Raw genomic sequence first — 22,719 nt, forward strand, 5'->3', positions numbered from 1 at the left:
TTCCCGGGATGGCAGGGACATGGATAACCTCGAACAACTGGTTCAACAGGCCGAAGCGGCATTCGTCGCGGCGGCCGACAGCGCCCAGCTCGAGCACGCAAAATCGCTTTATCTGGGCAAGAGCGGTTCGCTCACCGAACAGCTGAAGGCACTCGGCAAGCTCGCGCCGGAACAACGGCGAGAGGCGGGGGCTGCGATCAACCGCGCCAAGGAGGCCGTCGAGGCCGCGCTCGAAGCACGTCGCCAGGCCTTGCGCGAAGGGGCGCTGTTGGCCCAGCTCGCCGCCGAGGCGCTCGACGTCACGCTGCCGGGCCGTGGCGGCGCAAGCGGCGGCCTGCATCCGGTGAGCCGGACGCTCGAGCGCATCGAAGCTTTGTTCCGGTCGATCGGTTTTGTCGTCGCCGACGGGCCCGAAATCGAGACCGACTGGCACAACTTTACGGCGCTGAATACGCCCGAGAACCATCCCGCGCGCTCGATGCACGATACCTTCTATCTCGAAGGGCAGGACGAGGTCCTGTTGCGCACCCATACCAGCCCGGTGCAGATCCGCGCCATGATTGCCCACGTCGAACGGCACCGGCGGCTCGACACCATGCCCGACATCCGGGTGATCGCACCGGGCCGGGTCTATCGGGTGGATTCCGATGCCACCCACTCGCCGATGTTCCATCAGGTGGAAGGCCTGTGGGTCGGCGAGAGCGTGAGTTTTGCCGACCTCAAGGGCGTCATTGCCGACTTCCTGCGCAAGTTCTTCGAGACCGAAGACCTGCAGGTCCGCTTTCGGCCCTCTTTCTTTCCCTTTACCGAACCTTCGGCCGAGATCGATGTGGCCTTCATGAGCGGTGCGCTCGAAGGTCGCTGGCTGGAGATTGCCGGCTGCGGCATGGTCCATCCGAACGTGCTGCGCTTCGGCGGCATCGATCCGGAGCGCTACACCGGCTTTGCGTTCGGGATGGGGCCGGATCGGCTGACCATGCTGCGCTACGGCGTCAATGATCTGCGCCTGTTCTTCGAGGGCGATCTGCGTTTCTTGAGTCAATTCAGGTAAGCGAATCATGCAATTTTCCGAAAACTGGTTGCGGACCTTCGTCAATCCGCAACTCGACAGTGCCCAGCTTGGCCATCTGATGACCATGGCCGGTCTCGAGGTGGAAGAGGCCGTGCCCGTGGCGCCTGCCTTCTCGGGCATCGTCGTGGCCTGCATCGTCGAGGCCGAAAAGCATCCGAACGCGGACAAGCTCAAGGTATGCAAGGTGGACGCCGGTACCGGCGAGCTGCTGCAGATCGTCTGCGGCGCGCCTAATGCCGCCGTCGGAATGAAGGTGCCGTGCGCCAAGGTCGGCGCCGTGCTGCCCGGCGACTTTGCGATCAAGGCCGCCAAATTGCGTGGCGTCGAGTCGTTCGGCATGTTGTGCTCGGAGCGTGAGCTCGGCTTGTCGGACGAGCACGGTGGTCTGTACGCGCTTCCGGCCGATGCCCCGACGGGCATGGACATCCGCGACTATCTTGCGCTCGACGATACGCTGTACACCATCAAACTCACCCCCAACCGTGCCGATTGCCTGAGCCTGACCGGCGTTGCGCGCGAAGTGGCGGCGCTTACCGGCGTCGCCCTGGTGCAGCCGGAGATCGTGCCGGTATCGCCGACCATCGACGAGCGCCGGAGCATTGTGCTCGACGCACCTCGGGCCTGCCCACGCTACTGCGGAAGGGTGCTTCGTGGTGTCAATGCCAAGGCCCCGACTCCGGCCTGGATGAAGCAGCGCCTGCTGCGTAGTGGCGTCCGCTCGATCAGTGCACTGGTGGACATTACCAACTACGTGATGCTCGAACTTGGTCAGCCGCTGCACGCATTCGACAATACCCGCCTGAGTGGTGGGATTCACGTCCGCCTGCCGGTTCCCGGTGAACAGGTGCTGTTACTCAACGAGCAGACAGTGACGCCCGCGGCCGATACCTTGCTGATCGCCGATGAGACGCGCGCCCTAGCCCTGGCGGGAATCATGGGGGGCGAGGACAGCGGGATCACGCTCGAGACGACTGAGGTGTTCCTCGAGAGTGCGTTCTTCGCGCCCGATGCCATCGCCGGCCGTGCCCGTGCCTACGGATTCGGCTCGGATGCCTCGCATCGCTTCGAACGGGGGGTCGATTTCGATCTCGCCCGGCCGGCCATCGAACGCGCCACGACTCTGATTCTCGAGATCTGCGGCGGCGCCGCCGGTCCCGTCGAGGAGGCGGTTTCCCACGCCGAGCTTCCCCGGCGCAGCGCGGTCAGACTGCGCCCGGCGCGCGCGCGCCGCGTGCTTGGCATCGTGCTGGACGATACCGCGATGCAGTCGCTGCTTGAGGGCGTCGGTCTCGATGTGCGCAAGGATGGTGACGACCTGCTGGTGACGCCGCCATCGTTCCGCTTCGATATCGAGATCGAGGAGGATCTGATCGAGGAACTCGCCCGCCTGCACGGCTACGACAACATTCCGGCAGTCGCGCCGCACGGTAGCCTGGTGATGCTCGAGCGTAGCGAGTCGGAACGCACTGCCTGGGATGTACGTCACCTGCTGGCAGGTCGCGGCTTCCAGGAAGTGGTCAATTTCGCCTTTGTCGAGGAAGGCTGGGAGCGCGATTTCTGCGCCAACGGCGACCCCATCCGCCTTGCCAATCCGATTGCCAGTCAGATGAGCGTAATGCGGACGAGCCTGATTCCCGGCCTCGCAGCGAATCTGGCCACCAACCGCAAGCGTCAGCAGAGCCGGGTTCGCGTGTTCGAGCTCGGACGCTGTTTCGAGCGCAAGGCCGACGGGCAACCGGTGGCCGGTTTCCATCAACCCATGCGTCTTGCCGCGCTCGCCGCCGGATCGGTGGCGCCCCAGCAATGGGGCGAAGGCGCGCGACCGGTCGACTTCTATGATCTCAAGGGCGATCTCGAGGCGCTTTTTGCGCCGCGCCAGCTGAGCTTCGAGCGGCTGTCCGATCCGGCGCTGCACCCTGGTCGGGCAGCCGCGGTGCTGCTCGACGGGCGCCATATCGGCGTGATCGGCGAGCTGCACCCGGTGTGGGTGCAGCGGTACGATCTGGGGCCGTCGCCGGTGGCATTCGAAGTCGAACTCGATGCCGCATTGGCGGGCGTGCTTCCGGCCTGCGGGGAGATCTCCCGTATGCCGGCGGTCGCGCGCGACCTTGCGCTGGTGGTTGCCGCGGACGTCAGTGCCGCACGGGTGCGAGACGTTCTGCTCGAGGCTGCACCGACCCTGGTAAGCGAGATCAACCTGTTCGATGTGTACCATGGCAAGGGCATCGATCCGGACAAGAAGAGCCTTGCTTTCAGTGTGTTGATGCAAGATACTCAGCGCACCCTTGAAGATGCCGAGGTGGACGCGGCGATGTCCGCGTTGGTCCGCCATGCGGAGCTCACCCTGGGTGCGCGGCTGCGTGGATCTGGAGAATGAACGTGACCTTGACGAAAGCCGAGCTGGCGGACCTGCTGTTCGAGCAGGTCGGGCTCAACAAGCGCGAAGCCAAGGACATGGTAGAGGGCTTCTTCGAAGAAATCCGGACGGCACTTGAGCGTGGCGACAGCGTCAAATTGTCGGGCTTCGGCAATTTCCAGTTGCGGGACAAGCCTCAGCGTCCGGGCCGCAATCCGAAGACCGGGGAGGAGATCCCGATCACCGCCCGCAGGGTGGTGACCTTCCATGCCAGTCAGAAGCTGAAGGCCGCGGTGGAGGAACTCAGCGATGCAAGCAAGCAACCCTGAAACCAGTACGGCCGCGCTGCCGCCCATTCCGGCCAAGCGTTACTTCACGATTGGCGAGGTCAGCGAGCTTTGCGGGGTCAAGGCGCATGTGTTGCGCTACTGGGAGCAGGAGTTTACCCAGCTCAAGCCGGTCAAGCGCAGTGGCAACCGTCGCTATTATCAGCATCACGAAGTGCTGCTGATCAGACGCATCCGGCATCTGTTGTACGACGAAGGTTTCACCATCTCGGGGGCGCGCAACCGGCTCGGTGAGGCCGCAATCCATCAGCAGGAAGAGGCCGAGGTGGCGGAGCGCTACAAGGCGCTCATCCGGGATGTCCGGACCGATATCGAGGCCGCCCTCGCCGCGCTTCGGGCCTGATTTTTTGCTGGCAATGGAATTTCATCCTGCTATAATGCGCGCTTGTGTCGGGGCGTAGCGCAGCCTGGTAGCGCACTTGCATGGGGTGCAAGGGGTCGCGAGTTCGAATCCCGCCGCCCCGACCAATGATTCAAATACTTGGGCCAGTTCAAGCGACTGGCCTTTGTTTTTTGCGGGACCTTTTGCGGGACTTTCGTCACGCAACCCGCCTCTTCAGGATGGTGAGGATAGGGCTCCGGGAGTCCGTTCCCGCCACCTTGTTTGCGGCCTCGATCAGCGCGGCCAGTTCTGCACCCGAGTAATGCGTGGTGACGCTGCCCGACTTGTGGCCGAGCAGCACCTGCCTGTCCTCGAAGGCGACGTTCGCCGCCCGAAGCCTGCGACCGAAGGTGTGCTTCAGGTCGTGGATCCGCACCGAGGCGAACCCGGGGTGCGCCTTTCGGCCCGTGTCCTCCTCCCATTCTTTCGCCGCTCGCTTGCGCGCCGATCGCCATGCTGTGTCGTTCATGCGATGCAACCTCCGCACCTTGTCACCATCCCCGTAAGGGAACACGAGCTCGTCGTGCTTACCCCGCTGGCCGTTGATCACCGACGCTGCAACGCTGTTCAGCACGACCAGGCGGTCGTCCCCGTTCTTTACGCCGGACTTCTCGGTCCTTCCGCCAAAATCGGCGGGGATCAAGAATACGCTCGTGTTGAGCTCAGGGACTTCCACCTCCCACGTCCACCTCAGCTTGCAGACTTCCTGCTCGCGGCAACCGGTATTCACCTTGAACAGCGCCATTCGCTCGAGGTGCTCCGGCAACTCGCGAAAGAGGTAGATCTGCTCTTCCCATGAAAGCGGATATGCCCCCCGTGACGTCTTCGCCCCTTCGAGCATCGTGATCGCCGGCACTGCGGTAAGGCGTCCATACCCACGGACTTGCTTGTCGATGTGCCAGACCCCACGGCGCTCGTAGAGCCCACTAATTGTCTTTCGCCCCATTTCTCTTTACCTCCCTTCTTTCCGGCGGGGCGCTCGCTGCGTTGCCCGGAAGGGCGCCGCAGTGCTTGAAGGTTAGTGGCCTAGGCGAATGGCGGAAAGATGCCGATCGACTACAGGCTCAGCGTGCTGAGCGCGGGGTGCTCGGAATAATCGGCACCGGCGGTGCGGAGCCTGGTGAAGGTGTTTTTCACTTTATGGGTCAAGGAAGCTCAACACGCAGGTCTCGAACGTGGGGTTGATGTGCCGCGGGGAGGGGCAGGGCTCCTGGCGGCTTCTGCGCGGTGTAGGCGCGTGGCGCTCACCAGTCGGCAGCCGCGCGAGCGCGGCCGATGAGTGCTAGTCCGCTTCAGGTCGTGGTGGGCCATCCACCGCACGAGAAGCGAGATGGCTGGGGCGGCCTGACGCCCGGCTCAAACCGCCACATCGCTGCCGGTCAGTCAATCAAGAGTTCATCGGACCGATGCTGCCGGGCTCCGGGGTGTTGTTCGCGGCGACCTGGGCATAGGAATCGTAAACCGCACCACCGCACAGCTTGCCTTCGGGTGGGCGGTTGATCCCCACGTCGATGACTACCGCGCAGGGCTTGATCATGGCGCCGGCGATCATGAGCGCTCGGGCCACCGCGCCCCCGGATATAGGCACGACGGATGTGGAGGCGAAGATCCCGCGATTTCGACTGGCAGATGGGGGGGCCGTGGCGCCGCGGGTGAGCAGCAGCAATGCCATCGGTTTGCGGACGATGTTCGAGCGCGGATTTTGCCCATCAACTCACAAGTCTCGCCTCGCCAGATAAAGACTGGTCAGTCCGATATTGCGTCGTCGGTCGGGTCAAGGCAGGCAAAGCGGCGCATCGAATCTCGTACAGCGTGTCTTCCATCGACGGATCCGACAGCGCGTACCACTGCTGCCTGAAGTAGATCCGCAGCATCGTCGCCAGCAGCATCGGCGGACGTCCCTGCCGGCCAGCTTTGGAGCAATGCGGCTCGGTCACCGCCAGCAGCGCTGCCCGTGGCACGACCGCCTCCATCGCGGAGCGGAAGCGTTCCCGGCGAGTCTGTTTCTTCTTCCTGTCGAAAGCCAGCAAGACGAAGGTCGTTTGCTTCATGGTAGCGGCTCCATTTATCACTTCGGCATTTTACCGGCTCTGAATAGATCAGCGCTTCCGTGGTGTCCGAGTTGGCTGGACAAATGGCGGTGCAAGGCCAGACAACGCAGATCTCCGGCAATGCCCCAGACTTGTCCAGACACATCGTGCGTTGGAATGCATATGGACCAAATCAAGCGTGACCGGCTGGCGCCGGCAACCGGCACCTATGAAGAAGGGAGGGCGATGCTGGGTCAGAGGTCGCCCGTGAATTTTGGAACCCACCCAGTCAGTGAGGTTCGCATCGCTCAGTTCTGCGCGTTGGTTGAGGATGGCAATCCGTCGTACTGGGATGCCGTTGCCTCCACTCGAATCTGGGGGCGGCCGGTGGCGCCGCCTGCGATGCTGCAGACTTGGACGCTGCCGTTGCCGTGGATGCCCGACCGTGATGTCGAGCTCGATTTCATGCTGCTGAAGCTGCCCTTGCCCGGCGGTAGCCTCGTCAATGTGTCTACCGAGATTGTCTATCACCGGCCGATCTATGTGGGTGAAACCCTGAATTTCTGGGACGTTGCAACCGAGATTTCCGAGTTGAAGGAGACGCGGCTCGGGTCCGGCTATTTCGTTACGACGGTCGCAACCTATCAGAACGAGTCGGGCGAGAAAGTGGCAACCAGTACGAATATCCAGTTTCGCTTTGAGGCGAGGAGCGCGTGATGAGCCTGGACATTGAGAATGAAATCGTCGTCGGGCTTGAGCTTCCGCAGGTTGAGTTGAGCGTGACCTATGAAAAGGTGGTGATGACGCCCCTGGCGACCTGGGATCTGTTTCCCGGGCACTGCGACCCTTACTACGCACAAATGCAGGGGCAGAAGTCGATCTATCTGAACACGATCGCTCTGCAGGGCTTTGCCGACCGGGTTGCCACGGATTGGGCTGGTCCGGCCGCGTTCATTGCGCGTCGCAAGATGGTCATGAAGGCGTCGGTGTATCCCGGTGATGTGCTTGTCGGGTCAGGGCGCGTCGTCGAAGCGGCGATCGAAGGGGATCGTCGTCGTGTGGAGCTTGCCATCAAGTTGCGTACTCAGGCTGCATCGGTCTGCGATGTAGAGACCACGTTGCTGTTGCCTTTGCTCGTCAATTGATTCCGGGTATTTGAACTAAGAGAGGAGTGTGTCATGTCTGAAACTCAAGGTGCAGTTCGGGAGATCTGCGACGCGATCATCAAGCGCGTAGACCGGGCCTATGTTGCTGAATGCGGCCGGAAGAACGAGTTTCCGCAGAAATTGTGGGATATGTGGGTCGATACTGGCCTGCTCTCGATGGGAATGCCGGAAGAATATGGTGGGTCGGGCGGATCGTTGAAGGATATCGTCTATGCGATTGACCTGCTGCATCGGGAGGCGCTTCTGCTGCCCATCGCGATAACGAACTTCATGTCGCGGGAACCTCTCCTGCATCATGCGAGCGAAGCCCAGAAGCAGCGCTACCTGCCACCCACGGCAACCGGTGAGGAGTTCTTCAGCTTCGGTATCACCGAGCCCGATTCCGGGACCAATACGTTCAGGATCAAGACCGCTGCGATCCGCCAGCCCGACGGCACGTTCCTGCTCAATGGTGGCAAGACCTACCAGACAGCGTTTCTCGAGTCCGCCCATTGCCTGCTCGTTGCCCGTACTGCACCGATGGATGCTGCCAATCGTACGCATGGCATTTCGCTGTTCATCGTCGATACGAAGTTGCCTGGAATTTCCGCTACTCCGATGAATATCGGCATGTATCTGCCGGAGAAGCAATACCAGACCTTCTTCGACAATGTGGTGCTGCCTGCCGAGTCGCTGGTCGGTGAAGAGGGGAAAGGGTTGAGCATCCTCTTCGAGTCGCTCAACTCGGAGCGTCTTCTGGTGGCTGCCATGAACCTCGGTCAAGCAGACTACGTTCTCAACCGCGCGGCGGAGTACGCCAAGATGCGCGCGCCTTTCGGTACGCCGATCGGCGCCTATCAGTCGATCGCACATCCGATGGCACGTGCCAAGACCTATGTCGAATCGGCGCGCCTGATGATGTACCAGGCTTGCGACAAGCATGATCGCGGCGAGCCGGTGGGGCTGGACGTCAACATGCTCAAGATCCTGTCGTCGGAGGCCTTCAAGATGGCGGCTGAGATCGCAATGACGACCTTTGGCGGTGCCGGTGTCGACGTGAGCCAGGACATTCTGCCCTTCTACATTGCGGCGCAGAACAACACTGTGGCGCCGGTGAACAACCAGGTCGTGCTCAGCTTCATCGCCGAAAAGGCCCTGGGTTTGCCGAAGTCGTACTGATGCGGCGAGGTATTGCTGGGGTGGAACAGTGATGCATGTTGGTTCGAACTCCGGAGGTGACGCGCCGCGCTCGGGAGATGTCACCTCGGCACGCGCCAATGCGGCCTTGGTGGCGTTGCTGCTCACCTACATGCTGAGCTACATAGATCGCACCGCGCTTGGCGTGCTGCAGGAGCCGATCAAGCGCGAGTTCGGGCTGTCGGACGGCGAACTCGGGATGTTGGGGGGGCCGGCATTCGCAATCCTCTATGCGCTGGCGAGCCTCCCGATTGCCCGCTTGGCCGAGCGCTACAATCGCCCGGCGATTATCGCAGCCTCGCTCGCTGCCTGGTCGCTGATGACCGTGTCTTGCGGGCTTGCGCAAAACTATGTGCATTTGCTGCTTGCCCGGATCGGGGTCAGCGTGGGGGAGGCTGGCGGTAACCCGGCCTCCCATTCCCTGATCGCCGATCTGTTTCCTCCCGCGCGCCGTGCCCGTGCGCTGTCGGTGTATACCTTCGGCGTGCCCGTGGGGGCCTTCCTCGGTGCTGCGCTGGCCGGTTGGCTCGCGCACCAGTGGGACTGGCGTACCACGTTCGTCATCCTCGGCGCGGCGGGCATCGTGCTGCTGCCGGTCCTGTTGTTGGTCCCCCGCGTGCCGCGTGGCCGTTTCGATGAGCAGGTTGCGGAGACTTCGCCGCCGAGCACGGTCGCCGTGTTGCGCGTGCTGCTGAACAATGCAGTCTTTCGGCAGTTGGCTGTGGGTGCGACCCTGGTGGTGCTGGTCGGTTACAGCGTGGCGGGGTTCCTGCCGGTCTTCCTGATTCGTGTGCACGGGATCGACCTCGGCGAAGTGGGATGGATCGCCGGGCTGATCAACGGCGCGGCGGCCGGCGTCGGCACCTTGTTCGGGGGTTTCGCCGCCGATCGCTATGGACAGCGTGACCAGCGTGTCTACGCGTGGATGCCGGCCACGATGGTATTGCTGGCCACGCCATGCTTCATCGCCGGGTTCGCGGTGGACGCGCTGTGGCTCGCGACCGTCTTGCTGATGGCGGGTACCGCAGGCATCTACACCTACATTGCGCCTACTTTCGCCCAGGTGCACGCAATGGTCGGTGCCCGGATGAGGGCGACCGCTTCATCCGTGCTGTTCCTGATCATCAATCTCGTGGGACTGGGGCTGGGGCCCGTGCTGGTCGGCATGGTCAGCGATCGCGCGGCGGCGCTCCGGTTCGCCGCCTCGCCGGCCCACTACGCCATTTCTTGCCGGTCGCCGGCCGCCGGCGTGGAAGCAGGGTGCCGCGCCGCCTCGGCACACGGCATCACTGTCGCACTGATTCTCGTCAGCACGTTGTTGGCCTGGGCGGCGCTGCACTTCTGGCTCGCCGGCAGGCGATTGGGAGACGCCGCACCGTCGCTCCGGCCTTTGCAGCCAATGACTGCAGATGAAGACAAGTTCGGATACGAAGAGAGACCTGTCCACCAGCCATCCCGCTGATACAACGTTCACGTCGGCTTTGGATCTCGATGATAACCAAGAAGCCTACAAGGCAATTTTACTCAACGACTGGAGGCAAGCATGGAAGCTCAACCATCCTATTGGAAGGATTACGGCAAGGCCGAATCGGGCAGTGTGGTCGTCGATCCGCCGACGCTCGACTCCATTCTCGACGCCGACGAGCAGGAGCGTGCCGTTCCGCTCCAGAAACGCGGCGACTACCAGCCTGAACCGCGGCTGATCTCCTTCGACCGCTATATCGATCCGAAGTATGTGCCGCTGGAAGTCGAGCACATCTGGAACAAGCAGTGGCAAGTCGCGTGCCGTGAGGAAGACATTCCCAACGTTGGCGACCGCGTGAGCTACGACGTTGCCAATAACTCCTTCATTGTCGTGCGTACCAGTCCGACCAAGATCAAGGCGTTCTACAACAGCTGTCGGCACCGCGCCCGCAAGCTCTGCAGCGGCAGGACCAAGTCCAGCGGCAAGGACATCCGGTGCCCCTTCCATGGCTGGGTGTACGACCTCAAGGGAAAGCTCGAGTGGATTCCCCTGGCACAGGAATTTCCCCATGTGGATGCGCAGCACAATAGCCTCGTGGAGGTTAAGGTGGCCACCTGGGGCGGTAACGTATTCATCAACCCGGATCCGAACGCGGCACCGCTCAAGGAATCGCTGGGGATTCTCGTGCACCACTACAAGAACTACCCGATCGAGGAGCGCTACACCGCGATGCGAATCCTGATCAAGGTGCGCTGCAACTGGAAGGCCGCGCAGGAGGCGTTCATGGAGGGCTACCATGTCGTCGAAACCCATGCCGACGGCATGCCGATGTTTGGCTCGGCCTCTACCCAGGTGGACGTCTGGAGTGCTGGAAAGGGTTTCGTCAGCCGGCTGTGCACGCCGGGCATGACGACCGATGTTTACATCGCGGATCGGGTGACGCCGCGCGAAGGCCTGATGCTCTATTGCCACGCCCAGGAACTGCCGCTGCCGCCCGAGGGGCGGGGGCTGACGCCGGTCGATGCCCGCCGTTATGCCGCGGAGGCGAAGCGTGCGGTACTGGAAGAGCAGACCGGCCGCGACTATTCGCGCGAGCCGATCAGCTATTTCGTCGATATGGCGAAGTACTTCATGTTCCCCAACCATCATCCGTGGTGGGGCGAAGGACTGCCTTGGTGGTACAACTTCACCCCGATCGGCGACAACCCCGATCACTCGATGATGGAGATCCGCATCCTGCTGCCCATCCCCGCCAACGGGGAGCGGCCGCCGGTGCCCGAGCCGATCGAGCTCGATTTCGACGAGAAGGGCTCGGACCGCCCGGAGCTGGGTGCAACGGGGCACATCATCGACCAGGACCTGGCCAACATGTTGGCCGTTCAGCAGGGCTTCAAGGCGGCGGCGCCGGGGACGGCGTACATGACGCTCGCCAACAATCACGAGGCCAAGATCCGCCACTTCCACGAGGTGTACGACCGCCTGCTCGGTCTCGATACGGACGAGGTTGCCGCAGCAGCGGTCAAGGCCGTCAAGCCAAAGCGCGCGGCGCGTAAGCGGGACTGAGCGATGGACATGAGCGACGTTCCTTCACTGGTCATTGCCTCCATCGCGGAAGGCGAAGGTGTGGCCGTGGAGATCCGCGGTCAGGCCGTCTTCGTCTGTCGTTCGGGCGGACGGCTGTACGCCGTCAGCAACCGGTGCACCCATGCCGGTTCCCGCCTGGACGGCGGGAAGGTGTGCGACGGCGTGGTCGCGTGTCCGCTGCACGGGGCGAAGTTCCGGCTCTCTACCGGCGAATGTCTGTCCGGCCGGCTGAATTATGCGTCGTTGCAGACTTTTCCCGTGCGCGAAGAGGGCGGCCAGATTCAAGTGGACGTGCCCTAGCCACAGCGCCCTCGGCAAAATTGCTGCGGCCCATTGAGGAGATTTGAAGATGTCATCTGGCGTTGCCATTGCAGCCAGCTACGAATTACCGCCCGCGCGCTTCCCGGATGTAAGCCCCCACAACCTCTATCGCCAGGTCGCGATCGCAGCTTTGCGCGACTGGGGGTTGCAGCCGAGTGATGTGAACGGTCTCCTTGCCGTGCCGTCGGGGCAGGGCGTTGGGGCCATCGATATCTACACGCATGAGAAGCTGGGGGCCGAGCTCGGGTTGGTGCCTGGTTTCGCCGAAACGCTGAACGCCGGCGGTGCCAGCTTCGCAATCATGGTTGGCCGCGCGGCCTCTGCGATCCGTGATGGTCTCGCCGACTGCATCCTGTGCATTGGTACCGGCAAGTTCACCAAGCCGACATCAGGGGGCGCCGAGGTGATGGCGCGCATGATCAGCGAGCCCGACTTCGAGATCGGCTATGGTCCATTCATCCCCGCACTCTATGCGCTGGTCGCGTCCCGCTTCATGGCGGAGCGGGGCGCTACACCGGTCGATCTGGCGCGGGTGGCGGTCTCGGCGCGGCAGTGGGCGCTGCGCAATCCGCGGGCCGTGATGCATGCCAAAGGGCCGATCACGGTCGAAGACGTGCTGAGCTCGCGAATGATCGCGTCGCCTTTCCATTACCTCGACTGCTCGGTGCCCTGCGATGGCGGCGGCGCGGTGCTCGTCACGACCGACGAGAAGGCGCGTCGGCTCACCGAGCAGCCCGCCTACGTGCTCGGCTACGGCGAGGCGCACAGCCACGGATCGCTGAGCTCGGCCGGCGACCGCCTGATTCACACCGTTGCCACGCGCACTGGCGATGACGCGTTTCGGCGCGCCGGGCTGTCGCGCGGCGACATCGAGATGGCGATGCTCTACGACGCCTTCTCGGCCACGCCGCTGATCCTGCTCGAGAACCTGGGCTTCTGCAAACCGGGGGAGTCCGGCGCCTTCGTCCAGAGTGGGGCGATCGATCCCGGTGGGAGTCTGCCGGTCAACACCAATGGCGGTCTGCTCTCTTTCGGTCACACCGGCGAAGCCTCGGGCATGTCGCTCATCGTCGAAGCGGCGCGGCAGGTGATGGGCCAGGCCGGTGCGAACCAGCTGGAGCGCGCCGCGGCGGCGTTTGTCCATTGCTACGGAGGAATGATGTACGAACATGCAAGCCTGATCCTGGGGCGTTCGCGATGAACGGGGGCCCGATACCCGAAGTCACGCCGGTGAACCAGCCGTTCTGGGATGGCACCGCCGTCGGCGAATTGCGGATTCGCACCTGCCATTCCTGCGGCACCCGCTTTCGCTTCGTCAGCGACTGGTGTCCGACGTGCTGGTCGGCCGACCTGGGCTGGGAGGCTGCCAGCGGACGTGGAAAGGTCGCGGCCATGTCGGTCGTGCATATGGCCCCCTACGAATCGGTGGCCGCACGCGTCCCCTACGTGCTCGCGCTGATCGAGCTGGACGAGGGGCCGGTCATGATGAGCAACGTGGTCGATTGCGACCCCGCTACGGTGACGATCGGCATGCGGGTGCAAGTCACTTTCGAGGCGCGCGGCGATCTGCAGTTGCCGCAGTTCAGGCCCGCCTGAGCGGCCCCTTCACCTTCCACTTCAGGAGTTCACCGTGTCCCTGCACGACGTCCGCAATCTTCGTTTCCGCGACCTCAAGGTCGGCGACCGTTTCGACCTCGGCCAGCGCGTGCTGACGCGCGAGGAGATGATCGAGTTCGCGTCGAAGTACGATGCGCAACCCTTTCATCTGGATGACGAGGCCGCACGGGCGCATCCCCTGTTCGAGCGCATGTCGGCGAGCGGATGGCTCAGCGCCCTGATCCTGCAGAATCTCATTGCCGACTTCTGGAAGAGCACGAAGGTTCGGGGTCTGGCCGGTGCGGGTGTCGACCAGATCAGATGGGAAACCCCGATCTACGCCGACGAGCCGCTACGCTGCGAGATGGAGATCGAGATGGTCCGCGCCTCGGCGTCCAAGCCTGAGCTCGGCTTGATGACGATGTGCCTCACGGTGAAGAAGGCCGACGGACGGGTTGCGACCCTGCTGCGCATCACCGGCGTGTTCGGGAATGACTGAGGGCGTGCCGCCGGCACCTTACCGCCGATCGGCAGGAGCGCCGTTCGATGACCAGCACAGAGGGTGAAGCCCTGGTCCTGGAGCAACTCGGCCCCCAGATCCGCGTCTTGCGGCTAAACCGGCCCTCGCGTTTGAACGCCTTCACGCGGGAGATGGTGGCGGATTTCAATCGCGTGCTCGATGGCCTGGCCGAGGACCGGGAGTGCCGCGCGCTGATCCTCACCGGCGCCGGGCGAGGGTTCTGCTCGGGTCAGGATGTGGCCGCGGCCGACGAGCGCAATCGTCACGCGCCGAGTGGTCTGGTCGAGCGCATGCAGTGGCAGGAACAGTTCGCCGGCATGAGCCAACGTATCCGTGCCTTGCCCCAGGTCGTGGTCGCGGCGGTGAACGGCCCCTGCGTGGGTGCCGGCATGGCGATCGCGCTCTCGGCCGATGTGCGGATCATCGCGCGCTCGGCGCGTTTCCTCGTCGGCGCGGTCAGATTGGGCCTCACTGCCGGTGAAAGTGGCATCAGCTATTTGCTGCCACGGCTCATCGGTGCGTCCCGCGCCTTCGAGATCCTGTTGAGCGGGCGGCCGGTCGAGGCGGAGGAAGCCGAGCGCATCGGCCTGGCGGCAAGGCTGGTGGACGATGCCGACCTGCTTCCCGCGGCGGAGCAGTGGACCCGGGGCGTGCTCGCCAACAGCCCGTTTGCGACGCGACATACCAAGCGCGTCATGTGGGAGAACCTGGATGCCGCCAGCTTCGATGCTGCCATCGAGCTGGAGAACCGATCGCAGATTCTTGCCTCGATGACCGAGGACTACAAGGAAGCCACGGCCGCATTCACCGAAAAGCGCGCGGCCCGGTTCACGGGCCGGTAGCGCGAAGGTGGCCGATGATCGGCTCGTGTACCGCGGCCTCGAGACTGCTGCCGTCGACCCCGCCCGGATCGTTGAAGGCCTCACTGACGTCGAACACCGAGTCGTCGAGGAACAGCTTGGCGTAGTCGCCCCAGCGTTTGGTGTCCATCAGGCGAAAGTAGCGCGCCTTCAGCTCTCGGATTTCCTCTGTCCAGCGCAGCACGTCGATCGGATTCATGGCGGTCCTCGGATAATCACTCCCTGGCGGCGCCGGGGGTTTTGGTTTGTGACCCGCTCGACGCGGTGGGGAGGGGGGCGGCGCGGCCTCGCATGGCGGCCTCCCGGCAGAACCGGGGTCTCACGTGCCAGCTAGAGGCTGCGGCCGCCATCCACGATCATGGTCTGGCCGGTCACATAGCCGGCCAGCGGCGAGACGAGGAACAGCGCCATGTTGGCCACGTCCTCCGGCAGTCCGAGCCGGCCGAGGGAGATCGTGTCCAGCGCCGCCTGCAGGCGGTCGGGATGCTCGGTCGTCACCTTCGTCATCTTCGTCGCGATCATGCCAGGCGCGATGCCGTTGACGCGCACGCCCTCGCGGCCCCATGCGTCGCCGAGCGTGCGGGTGAGGCCGAACACGCCCGCCTTCGAGGCCGCGTAGGCTGGATTGCCGACGACCGACTTGAAGGCGCCGATCGAGCCGATGATCACGATCGAGCCCTCGCGCGCCTTGATCATTGGGTAGAAGCGCGTCGCCAGGTGCATGACGCTGACGAGATTGACGTTCACCACGTGGCGGAACGTCTCGATCTCGAATTCCTTGCGCCGGTACACCACAGCGCCCTGTGCGAGTACGAGGATGTCGAGTTGTTCGAACGACGGCTGCCAGGCATCGACCGCGGTCGCATCGCTGACGTCCAGTTGCGTGTAGGCGAGGCCAGAGAGGTCGGAGCCGTCCTCGCCCGCATAATCCGACGCGCTTGGGCGCGTGCCGCAGACATGGACCTGTGCGCCCTGCTGGCGGAAACGCTGTGCGATGCCGTTGCCGATACCGCTCGATCCGCCGACGACGAGCGCGGTTCTTCCATCGAGCCGCAAGTCTTCCACGAGTTCTCTATTGCGTGTATTCATCCGCTTCCTCACTTGTCCGCTACTGTGACCGATTCTAGGAGGTCGGCGGTGCCGGCAGGGCGTGCCTGCGTGGAGGGGCAAGTCCCAGTGCTGTGCGGAACCAGCTGCTGCGGGGGTGCCCGCCAACATATTGAGGCAGCGCATATCTGCGCCATATTTCCGGAGAGCCCCATGAACGAATACGAAGACATCACCCTGAACGAGGTAGAGGGCGTCGTGACGCTGACCTTGAACCGGCCTCAGGCGCTGAACGCCATGCGCACCCAGACGCTGAAGGAGATCATCAGGGCACTGGACGAGGTGCGCGATGGCGGCAGCGCGCGCGTGTTGCTGCTGACCGGCGCCGGGCGTGCCTTCTCGTCAGGAGCGGACCTGGGCGCGGGCGACGGCAGCGGGGATCTCGGCGTCAAGGTGGAGCAGTACTACAACCCCATCCTCGAACGGCTCTTCGCCCTGCCGGTGCCGGTCATCACGGCGGTCAACGGGCCCGCCGTGGGTGCCGGCTGCGCATTGGCACTGGCCGGCGATATCGTCCTGGCGGCACGTTCGGCCTACTTTCTGCAGGCCTTCGTCAACATCGGTCTGGTGCCGGACGTCGGCAGCAGCTGGCTGCTGCCGCGGTTGATCGGCCGCGCGCGTGCTCAGGCAATGATGATGCTGGGCGAGCGCATTCCGGCCGAGCGCGCTGAGGACTGGGGCATGCTCTACAAGGTGGTGGACGACGATGCGCTGGCGGCCGAGTCGTCCGAGCTCGCGCGCAGGATGGCCGCGGGGCCGACACAGGCCTATGCATTGATCCGGCATGGCATCCGCTTCGCGTTGGATCACTCGTTGACCGAAGCACTGGCGGCGGAGGGGCGTCACCAACGTCTGGCCGGCAGGACGAAGGATTTCGCCGAGGGGGTTGCAGCCTTCAAGCAGAAGCGGCCGCCGGTATTCACGGGACAGTAAAGAACAAGGGGGCCGAGCCCCCTTTGTGGTTCGCGTGATTCGAGCGCCTACTCGATGACCCAGCGCACGACGTCGCCAAGCGGCGCGCGCCTGGATCGGAACGCGTTGGCCGGGTGCTGCTCGTCGGCATAACCGAACGAAACACCTGCGACGATCATGCGGCTGTCCGGGATGTCGAAGTGTGCGTGCATGAAAGGCGCGTAGGTCGCCAGGGCCGCCTGCGGGATGCTCGCGATGCCCAGGCTCTGGGCGGCCAGCAGCAAGCTGGAGAGAAAAACACCGCAATCGATTGCGCCATAGGTGCCGAGATCGCGCTCGGAAGTGATCAGCAACATGTGTGGCGCGTCGAATAGCCGGAAGTTCTTCATCGCCTGTGATGCCGAGGCGCTGCGGTCACCATAGGCAATGCCGACGCTCTCATAGAGTTGCCAGCCGACCTCGCGCTGGCGCTCCTTGTAGACCCCGCGATAGGCGGCGGGGAAGGGGAAGTCGGGCTGCAGATTGGGTACGCCCTTGTTGGCGATGGCATCGGCCTGCGCATGGGCGAAGAGTGCTTCGCGCAGACGCTCAGTGCCCTTGCCTTCGGTCACGATGACCTGCCATGGCTGCGAGTTGCACCAGGAGGGCGATAGCTGCGCAAGCCCCAACATGCGTTCGATCACGTGGCGAGGAACCGGATCAGGCCGGTAGGCACGGCAGCTGAAGCGCTGGGCGAGGAGCCGGCCGAGCGCTACGGAATCCTCGGGCCAGGTGCCCTCGGGACCGTGCGGGTCCTGCATGGCCGCACGCGGATTTTGTGACATATGCATTTCTCCTTGAGTTTCGAGCCGGCGTTCCGACGCGTCAATGGTGTTCACGCGCTCATGGTGCCGACCAGATCATCCACATACTCGGCAGCCAGACCCCAGCCCAGCAAGGCGTCACGGGATGCGGCACCCCTGGTCGAAGCCTGGATCGCGCTGGGCGTACGCGAAAAGCGTGGTGCCGGCGCGGGCTGGCGCACGCCGTCGATCTCGACAAACGTAGACCGGGCGACGTTGTGTGGGTCCTGGGCGGCCTCCTCGGCCGTCAGTACAGGGGCGAAGCAGGTATCGGCGTCCCCCATGATCTCGACCCATTGATCCCGGGTCTTGCTCGCGAAGACTTCCGCAAACACGGCCTTCATCACGGGCCAGGCATCGCGGTCCATCTGCTTCTGCGTGAGCCTGCCGGCAAGGCCGGTTTTCTCGAGCAGCAGCGCGTAGAACTGCGGCTCGATCGCACCGACCGCGACAAACTTGCCATCGGCACAGCGGTAGGTGTCGTAGAAGGGGGCGCCACCGTCGAGCAGATTGGCAGCGCGTCCTTCCTTCCATTGGCCAAGGGCACGCAGTCTGTAGAAGATCGCGGTCAGGTAGCAGGTGCCGTCGCTGATCGAGGCGTCGACCACCTGGCCCTGCCCGGTAGTGCGTGCACTCAGCACGCCGGCCAGCAGACCGACGGCGAGCATCATGGCGCCTCCACCATAGTCACCGACCAGATTGAGCGGGGGTACCGGTTTGTCCGCGGTGCCGATCGCATCGAGCGCCCCGGAGATGGCGATGTAGTTGATGTCGTGGCCGGCGCGCTGGGCATAGGGGCCATGCTGGCCCCATCCGGTCATGCGTCCGTAGATGATGCGTGGGTTGCGCTTGAGGATTGTATCGGGGCCCAGACCGAGGCGTTCCATCACGCCGGGGCGGTAGCCTTCGATCACGATGTCCGCCTTCTCGCACAATGCGAGGCAGGCGGCGACGGCGCTGGGACTTTTCAGGTCGGCCGAAACCGACCGGCGGCCGCGACCGTCGATCTCCACGAGCTGGCCGCCGCCGCGGGCAGTGCGCTCGATGCGAATGACTTCAGCCCCCATGTCGGAGAGCAGCATGCCGCAGAAGGGCCCAGGGCCGATGCCGGCAAATTCGATTACTTTGAGGCCTTGCAGAGGTCCGTTTGCCATAAGAGGAGATCCTTGAATGTCAGTTTCTTGAATGCTGCGTGGCGGTCTGGTGCCAGGACGTCTGATTGCGTCCCACTCGTGCGATGAAGTCGAGGATGCCCTGGTTGAATGCATCGTTGCGGTCGCCGGCGACCATGTGGCCGGCACCGGTGACGTTGACGTACTCGGCCGATGGGGCGAGCGCACGGAAATGAGCAACCTGCTCGTCACCGACGATATTGCTCTGATCGCCACGAATCAGCAGGGTGGGTACGCGTAGCTGGCGCGTCGCCGCCTCCAGCCGGGATTGCACCGCCAGCCGGTCGTAGCCGTGCGGGGAGATCAGCTGCGGATCCCAGTGCCAGAAGAAACGTCCCTCCCGTTTGCACAGGTTGCGCGAGAGTCCCGCGGTGTTGCTTGGGCGCGGCCGATGAGGCAGGTACTTTGCTACGGCGTTTGCGGCTTCCTCGACACTTATGAAACCGTCGCCGTTGGCACGCATGAAGGCGGCAATCTGCTCGGTGCCCTCGATGTTGATCATGGGGGTGATGTCTACGAGCACCAGTGCCCGCGCGATCGGGTGGGTGGCCTCGCCGACCGCCGCGAGCGCGGTCATGCCCCCCATGGAGGCGCCCACCAGGATCGGCAGCGAAGGCGTTTGCGCAAGGACCGACCGGAGATCGGAAACCAGCGCGTCAATGGAATAGTCGCCCTCGGGATCCCAGTCGCTGTCGCCATGGCCGCGCGCGTCGAGCGCGACCACGTGATGCCCGGAGGCGACGAGCCTGTCGAATACGTTCTGCCAGCTATGGCGCGTTTGCCCACCGCCATGCAGCAGCACGACCGGGACGCCGGCCGGATCTCCGCCGACATCGGCTGCCAGTGTGAGGCCGTCTTTGATCTTGAACGTGCGCATCAGGGGACTTAGAAGTGCAGGGCAACCGCACCGAAGGGGCGTTGGGTAGCCATGTAGCGCAGCGCATCGGGAGCCTGCTCGAACGGGAAGCTACGGTCGAACAAAACCTTGACCTTGCCTTCGTCGGCAAAACGCCCGAGGACGTCCCACGCCTCGCGCCACTCGGCCGGCGAGCTCGTGTATACGCCATAGCCCTGGATGCTGCCACGAACGAGGATCAGGTCAGCCAAAGCAATGGTCGAATTGCGACCGGCGGCAAACCCGAGCGTGATCGTCTTGCCGTAGCGCTTCATGCACTTGATCGCCTCGGCAATGACCTGACCGCCAACCGAATCGATGACAATGTCCACTCCTTCTCCGTCATTGCGGGCCAGGATTCCTTCCTGCAACGACTCGCTGGACATGTCAATGACGTTGTCGAAGCCAGCCTCGGCAGCCAATCTGGCCTTAGCCGTGGAACTTGTCGTGGAGAACACCTTCTTCGCCCCCATGGCCTTGGCGAGTTGGTATGCGGCATTGCCTACCGAACCGCCGATACCGGTCGCGAGCACGGTCTTGCCCGGGGCCATGCCGGCCTCCTTGAGCGCCATGTAGGCAGTGGGGTAGGCGACCGCGGCCTGGGCGGCCGCGCCGTCGGGGACCGAGTGGGGAGTGCGGCCGAGGTGGTCTGCATCGACGGCGACATACTCGGCCCAACTGCCGGGCCGCATGAAGCCGTATACGAAGGCGCCGAACATCACACGCTCGCCCTTCTTGAACGAGGTATTGCCCGGATCCTCGACGACGCCGGCACCTTGGTTGCCCGGCTGGAGCGGCAGTGTCGCAGGCGGAAAATTGGCCTCGTTCTCGTTGTTGATCACGGCTTGATCGAAGGGCACGACGCCGGGCGCGGTGACGCGCACCAGCACTTCGTTCCCGCTGATGCGCGGCATATCGGCTTCGACGAGTTTCAGGTCGTTGGTGCCGGTCTGGCCGGCGATGGTCCAAGCTTTCATTTTCGGGATTCCTCTATGAGGTAATGGGGCGGTCGCGGTGGGTGGGTGTCGCAATGCCTACTTGCGACGGCGTACTTCGATGCCGGCGGCGACCCGATCCCAGGTGCCGGCGGTGATGCCTTGCTCGCGCAGGCGGTACTTCAGGACCTTGCCGGTGGGGTTCTTGACGAGCTCGGCGCGGAACTCGAAATAGCGCGGCACCGCGAAATGGGGCAAGCGTTCGATGGCCCAGGGGCACAGCGCTTCGTAGGACAAGGTCGCGTCCTCGCGCAGCACCATGGTGACCTTGATCTCGTCTTCGGCGTCTTGCCGGCCGACCGCGTGCACGGCGACTTCCAGGATGTCCGGGTGGGCGATGAAACAGCGCTCGAGCTCGAAACTGGAGATGTTCTCGCCCCGGCTACGCAGGTAATCCTTCGCCCGATCGGCGAAGTACAGGTAGCCGTTCTCCAGGCGTCCCAGGTCGCCGGTGTGCATCCAGAGGTTGCGCCAGGCCTTGATCGTTTCTTCGGGGCGCCCCCAGTAGCCTTCGAACATGATGTTGGCTTCGCGCGGGCGAAACACGATCTCGCCCACCTGGCCGTCCGGAACCGGCTGGTCGTCGGAATCGACGATCATCAGCTCGAACTCGTCGGCGACGCGGCCGGCGCAGCCGTCCGGCGCGGTCTCTTCCGGGCCGACCATCGTCAGGCGCACGCCCTCGGTCTGGCCGTAGGACCACGAGGACACGACCTTCACGCCGAAGCGCTGCTTCCACACCTCGCGAATCTCGGGCGTGATGGGCTGGCCGTAGATCATGTCGAGCTTGCCGTAGCAGCGCTTCATCGCCTCGGTGTCGGGCGCGTTCGCCACCAGGGAAAAGATCGACGCCATCAACTGGGCCTTGGTGGCGCCCGCCTGCTCGATGTCGGACCAGAAGGTGGAGACCGAGAAGCGAGGCCAGATCGCACAACGCCGGCCGGCGACGAGCACACCCAGCACGGAGATGAGGGCGGCCGCGTGGAACACGGGCAGGCAGGTCCAGCTGACGTCCTCATCCGTCAACGGCACGGCCCGGTTCTGCTGACGGCCCCACATGCCCAGGCAGTTGTGGCTGATCATGCAGCCCTTGGACGGCCCGGTCGTGCCTGACGTATAGATCAGCATGGCCAGGTCGGCGGGTTTCACGATCGCGGGAAGCGGGGTTTCGCCCTCTCCACGGTGCCCGTCGAGGGGCTCGAGCGGGATCTGGCAATGGGGAAACGGGCCCTGGCCGCGAGCCAGGACGAGCGCCACGTCGGGGAGTTCGTCGGCAATCGCCGCGACGCGCTCCACATAGTGGGCGTCGCATACGACCAGGCTCGCGCCGGAATCCGCGATCTGATGGCGCAGGAATTCGCCCTGGTAGGCGGTATTGATCGGAACCCAGATCGCACCAAGCTTGTTCGCCGCGAACCAGGTCAGGAACACGTCGATGGACGTGTCGAGAATGGAGACGACCCGGTCACCCTGCCGTACGCCGAGCGCGGCCAGGGAATGGGCGAAGCGAGTGGAGAGCCGGTCGATCTCCCCGTAGCTGTACTTCGTACCGGCAAGGTCGACGAAGACCTGCTCAGGATCTCTTTCCACTGCCCGCGCGAGGGCGTGAACGACGGTGTCGCGCGGCCCGCCCCGATAGGCGGAAGTTCGCTCGGTCGGGGTCACCGAATCGGATCGCGCGGGAGGAGTTTCGATCATGGACATCAGTTCCCTCGGATGCAGGTTGGATCGTTCGGAGCAATCGATGGCGCTTGCCGGTTCCCAGCGCAAGTTCCTGTCCGACGGTCAAGCACTATAGGGATCGCACCGGATGGAACGGAAGGGGGTTTCGCCAAACTTGCCATTGCAGTCAAGAACGAGTGCCGTCTCAGGTGAGGGAATGGCACGGAAGGTCGAGTGGAAAATTCGCTGGCAGTTGCAG

General features: G+C 63.9%; 24 protein-coding genes, 1 tRNA gene and 1 pseudogene. 16 read left to right on the forward strand and 10 right to left on the reverse strand.

The features are described 5' to 3' along the window. The first annotated feature begins 19 nt into the window (after nt 1-19). The 5 genes from pheS (at nt 20) to AC3A35_RS04080 (ending at nt 4,243) form a co-directional block, all read left to right on the forward strand. The gene (gene pheS / locus AC3A35_RS04060) at nt 20-1,051 is read left to right on the forward strand and encodes a phenylalanine--tRNA ligase subunit alpha (protein ID WP_487434600.1); all 1,032 of its coding nucleotides are present in this window, start codon (nt 20-22) and stop codon (nt 1,049-1,051) included. Between the two features lie 7 nt (nt 1,052-1,058). Next, entirely contained in the window at nt 1,059-3,449 is a 2,391-nt protein-coding gene (gene pheT / locus AC3A35_RS04065) for a phenylalanine--tRNA ligase subunit beta (protein WP_487434601.1), read from the forward strand. Beyond that, nucleotides 3,446-3,757: an integration host factor subunit alpha gene (locus tag AC3A35_RS04070; RefSeq protein ID WP_108947619.1), complete on the forward strand. Its 312-nt coding sequence runs from the start codon at nt 3,446-3,448 to the stop codon at nt 3,755-3,757. Before pheT ends, AC3A35_RS04070 begins: the two co-directional genes overlap by 4 nt. Next, on the forward strand, nt 3,738-4,118 hold the full coding sequence (locus AC3A35_RS04075) for a MerR family transcriptional regulator (RefSeq protein ID WP_487434602.1): 381 nt from the start codon (nt 3,738-3,740) through the stop codon (nt 4,116-4,118). Before AC3A35_RS04070 ends, AC3A35_RS04075 begins: the two co-directional genes overlap by 20 nt. A gap of 48 nt (nt 4,119-4,166) precedes the next feature. Continuing rightward, nucleotides 4,167-4,243: transfer RNA gene (locus tag AC3A35_RS04080), tRNA-Pro, on the forward strand. A gap of 71 nt (nt 4,244-4,314) precedes the next feature. Here AC3A35_RS04080 and AC3A35_RS04085 read toward each other — a convergent pair. From AC3A35_RS04085 to AC3A35_RS04095, 3 genes and pseudogenes are all read right to left on the reverse strand, one after another. Continuing rightward, nucleotides 4,315-5,013, reverse strand: a complete 699-nt coding sequence (locus tag AC3A35_RS04085; RefSeq protein WP_487434603.1) for a tyrosine-type recombinase/integrase — start codon at nt 5,011-5,013, stop codon at nt 4,315-4,317. Between the two features lie 531 nt (nt 5,014-5,544). Next, nucleotides 5,545-5,844: a hypothetical protein gene (locus AC3A35_RS04090; protein ID WP_487434726.1), complete on the reverse strand. Its 300-nt coding sequence runs from the start codon at nt 5,842-5,844 to the stop codon at nt 5,545-5,547. A gap of 62 nt (nt 5,845-5,906) precedes the next feature. Next, nucleotides 5,907-6,208: pseudogene (locus AC3A35_RS04095) on the reverse strand (transposase); the annotation flags it as partial. A 162-nt stretch (nt 6,209-6,370) separates the two neighbouring features. Between AC3A35_RS04095 and AC3A35_RS04100 the strand changes: the two are divergent. The 10 genes from AC3A35_RS04100 (at nt 6,371) to AC3A35_RS04145 (ending at nt 14,857) form a co-directional block, all read left to right on the forward strand. Next, complete coding sequence (locus AC3A35_RS04100) at nt 6,371-6,904, forward strand: FAS1-like dehydratase domain-containing protein (protein WP_487434604.1); 534 nt, start codon at nt 6,371-6,373, stop codon at nt 6,902-6,904. After that, complete coding sequence (locus tag AC3A35_RS04105) at nt 6,904-7,332, forward strand: hotdog family protein (RefSeq protein WP_487434605.1); 429 nt, start codon at nt 6,904-6,906, stop codon at nt 7,330-7,332. Before AC3A35_RS04100 ends, AC3A35_RS04105 begins: the two co-directional genes overlap by 1 nt. Before the next feature lie 33 nt (nt 7,333-7,365). Then, the gene (locus AC3A35_RS04110) at nt 7,366-8,511 is read left to right on the forward strand and encodes an acyl-CoA dehydrogenase family protein (protein ID WP_487434606.1); all 1,146 of its coding nucleotides are present in this window, start codon (nt 7,366-7,368) and stop codon (nt 8,509-8,511) included. Between the two features lie 109 nt (nt 8,512-8,620). Then, complete coding sequence (locus AC3A35_RS04115) at nt 8,621-9,991, forward strand: spinster family MFS transporter (protein WP_487434607.1); 1,371 nt, start codon at nt 8,621-8,623, stop codon at nt 9,989-9,991. An 81-nt stretch (nt 9,992-10,072) separates the two neighbouring features. Continuing rightward, on the forward strand, nt 10,073-11,557 hold the full coding sequence (locus tag AC3A35_RS04120; RefSeq protein WP_487434608.1) for an aromatic ring-hydroxylating oxygenase subunit alpha: 1,485 nt from the start codon (nt 10,073-10,075) through the stop codon (nt 11,555-11,557). Between the two features lie 3 nt (nt 11,558-11,560). Then, entirely contained in the window at nt 11,561-11,878 is a 318-nt protein-coding gene (locus AC3A35_RS04125; protein ID WP_487434609.1) for a Rieske (2Fe-2S) protein, read from the forward strand. Nucleotides 11,879-11,927: 49 nt separating this feature from the next. Then, nucleotides 11,928-13,100: a thiolase family protein gene (locus AC3A35_RS04130; RefSeq protein ID WP_487434610.1), complete on the forward strand. Its 1,173-nt coding sequence runs from the start codon at nt 11,928-11,930 to the stop codon at nt 13,098-13,100. Then, nucleotides 13,097-13,495, forward strand: a complete 399-nt coding sequence (locus tag AC3A35_RS04135; protein WP_487434611.1) for a Zn-ribbon domain-containing OB-fold protein — start codon at nt 13,097-13,099, stop codon at nt 13,493-13,495. Before AC3A35_RS04130 ends, AC3A35_RS04135 begins: the two co-directional genes overlap by 4 nt. Before the next feature lie 34 nt (nt 13,496-13,529). Continuing rightward, nucleotides 13,530-13,994 (forward strand): MaoC/PaaZ C-terminal domain-containing protein, encoded by a 465-nt coding sequence (locus tag AC3A35_RS04140; protein ID WP_487434612.1) that lies wholly within the window; start codon nt 13,530-13,532, stop codon nt 13,992-13,994. Nucleotides 13,995-14,041: 47 nt separating this feature from the next. Then, nucleotides 14,042-14,857 carry an enoyl-CoA hydratase/isomerase family protein gene (locus tag AC3A35_RS04145; protein ID WP_487434613.1) on the forward strand — a complete coding sequence of 272 codons (816 nt, stop codon included), beginning with the start codon at nt 14,042-14,044 and terminating at the stop codon, nt 14,855-14,857. On the opposite strand, the gene AC3A35_RS04150 is transcribed toward AC3A35_RS04145, so the two are convergent. Both AC3A35_RS04150 and AC3A35_RS04155 read right to left on the reverse strand, forming a co-directional pair. Further along, complete coding sequence (locus tag AC3A35_RS04150; protein WP_487434614.1) at nt 14,844-15,074, reverse strand: nuclear transport factor 2 family protein; 231 nt, start codon at nt 15,072-15,074, stop codon at nt 14,844-14,846. The genes AC3A35_RS04145 and AC3A35_RS04150 overlap by 14 nt on opposite strands. 131 nt (nt 15,075-15,205) lie before the next feature. Then, nucleotides 15,206-15,940 carry an SDR family NAD(P)-dependent oxidoreductase gene (locus AC3A35_RS04155; protein ID WP_487434615.1) on the reverse strand — a complete coding sequence of 245 codons (735 nt, stop codon included), beginning with the start codon at nt 15,938-15,940 and terminating at the stop codon, nt 15,206-15,208. 195 nt (nt 15,941-16,135) lie between these two features. Between AC3A35_RS04155 and AC3A35_RS04160 the strand changes: the two genes are divergently transcribed. Then, on the forward strand, nt 16,136-16,915 hold the full coding sequence (locus tag AC3A35_RS04160) for an enoyl-CoA hydratase-related protein (protein ID WP_487434616.1): 780 nt from the start codon (nt 16,136-16,138) through the stop codon (nt 16,913-16,915). Nucleotides 16,916-16,962: 47 nt separating this feature from the next. Here AC3A35_RS04160 and AC3A35_RS04165 read toward each other — a convergent pair whose 3' ends face one another. The 5 genes from AC3A35_RS04165 to AC3A35_RS04185 are packed head-to-tail and all read right to left on the reverse strand — an operon-like array spanning nt 16,963 to nt 22,502. Next, nucleotides 16,963-17,718 (reverse strand): nitroreductase family protein, encoded by a 756-nt coding sequence (locus tag AC3A35_RS04165; protein ID WP_487434617.1) that lies wholly within the window; start codon nt 17,716-17,718, stop codon nt 16,963-16,965. Nucleotides 17,719-17,768: 50 nt separating this feature from the next. Continuing rightward, nucleotides 17,769-18,890: a CaiB/BaiF CoA transferase family protein gene (locus AC3A35_RS04170; RefSeq protein ID WP_487434618.1), complete on the reverse strand. Its 1,122-nt coding sequence runs from the start codon at nt 18,888-18,890 to the stop codon at nt 17,769-17,771. A gap of 19 nt (nt 18,891-18,909) precedes the next feature. Continuing rightward, nucleotides 18,910-19,785 (reverse strand): alpha/beta fold hydrolase, encoded by an 876-nt coding sequence (locus tag AC3A35_RS04175; RefSeq protein WP_487434619.1) that lies wholly within the window; start codon nt 19,783-19,785, stop codon nt 18,910-18,912. An 8-nt stretch (nt 19,786-19,793) separates the two neighbouring features. Continuing rightward, nucleotides 19,794-20,780 (reverse strand): quinone oxidoreductase family protein, encoded by a 987-nt coding sequence (locus tag AC3A35_RS04180; RefSeq protein WP_487434620.1) that lies wholly within the window; start codon nt 20,778-20,780, stop codon nt 19,794-19,796. A gap of 57 nt (nt 20,781-20,837) precedes the next feature. Continuing rightward, nucleotides 20,838-22,502 carry an AMP-binding protein gene (locus AC3A35_RS04185; protein ID WP_487434621.1) on the reverse strand — a complete coding sequence of 555 codons (1,665 nt, stop codon included), beginning with the start codon at nt 22,500-22,502 and terminating at the stop codon, nt 20,838-20,840. Nucleotides 22,503-22,719 lie beyond the last annotated feature (217 nt).

The organism is Azoarcus sp. Soil_N_20, from assembly GCF_057656155.1.

Excerpts from the sequence above, each read along its gene's own strand:
- pheS (WP_487434600.1), top strand. The coding sequence starts at position 20 with ATGGATAACCTCGAACAACTGGTTCAACAGGCCGAAGCGGCATTCGTC.
- pheT (WP_487434601.1), top strand. The coding sequence starts at position 1,059 with ATGCAATTTTCCGAAAACTGGTTGCGGACCTTCGTCAATCCGCAACTC.
- AC3A35_RS04070 (WP_108947619.1), top strand. The coding sequence starts at position 3,446 with ATGAACGTGACCTTGACGAAAGCCGAGCTGGCGGACCTGCTGTTCGAG.
- AC3A35_RS04075 (WP_487434602.1), top strand. The coding sequence starts at position 3,738 with ATGCAAGCAAGCAACCCTGAAACCAGTACGGCCGCGCTGCCGCCCATT.
- AC3A35_RS04100 (WP_487434604.1), top strand. The coding sequence starts at position 6,371 with ATGGACCAAATCAAGCGTGACCGGCTGGCGCCGGCAACCGGCACCTAT.
- AC3A35_RS04105 (WP_487434605.1), top strand. The coding sequence starts at position 6,904 with ATGAGCCTGGACATTGAGAATGAAATCGTCGTCGGGCTTGAGCTTCCG.
- AC3A35_RS04110 (WP_487434606.1), top strand. The coding sequence starts at position 7,366 with ATGTCTGAAACTCAAGGTGCAGTTCGGGAGATCTGCGACGCGATCATC.
- AC3A35_RS04120 (WP_487434608.1), top strand. The coding sequence starts at position 10,073 with ATGGAAGCTCAACCATCCTATTGGAAGGATTACGGCAAGGCCGAATCG.
- AC3A35_RS04125 (WP_487434609.1), top strand. The coding sequence starts at position 11,561 with ATGGACATGAGCGACGTTCCTTCACTGGTCATTGCCTCCATCGCGGAA.
- AC3A35_RS04130 (WP_487434610.1), top strand. The coding sequence starts at position 11,928 with ATGTCATCTGGCGTTGCCATTGCAGCCAGCTACGAATTACCGCCCGCG.
- AC3A35_RS04135 (WP_487434611.1), top strand. The coding sequence starts at position 13,097 with ATGAACGGGGGCCCGATACCCGAAGTCACGCCGGTGAACCAGCCGTTC.
- AC3A35_RS04145 (WP_487434613.1), top strand. The coding sequence starts at position 14,042 with ATGACCAGCACAGAGGGTGAAGCCCTGGTCCTGGAGCAACTCGGCCCC.
- AC3A35_RS04150 (WP_487434614.1), bottom strand. The coding sequence starts at position 15,074 with ATGAATCCGATCGACGTGCTGCGCTGGACAGAGGAAATCCGAGAGCTG.
- AC3A35_RS04160 (WP_487434616.1), top strand. The coding sequence starts at position 16,136 with ATGAACGAATACGAAGACATCACCCTGAACGAGGTAGAGGGCGTCGTG.
- AC3A35_RS04165 (WP_487434617.1), bottom strand. The coding sequence starts at position 17,718 with ATGTCACAAAATCCGCGTGCGGCCATGCAGGACCCGCACGGTCCCGAG.
- AC3A35_RS04170 (WP_487434618.1), bottom strand. The coding sequence starts at position 18,890 with ATGGCAAACGGACCTCTGCAAGGCCTCAAAGTAATCGAATTTGCCGGC.
- AC3A35_RS04175 (WP_487434619.1), bottom strand. The coding sequence starts at position 19,785 with ATGCGCACGTTCAAGATCAAAGACGGCCTCACACTGGCAGCCGATGTC.
- AC3A35_RS04180 (WP_487434620.1), bottom strand. The coding sequence starts at position 20,780 with ATGAAAGCTTGGACCATCGCCGGCCAGACCGGCACCAACGACCTGAAA.
- AC3A35_RS04185 (WP_487434621.1), bottom strand. The coding sequence starts at position 22,502 with ATGTCCATGATCGAAACTCCTCCCGCGCGATCCGATTCGGTGACCCCG.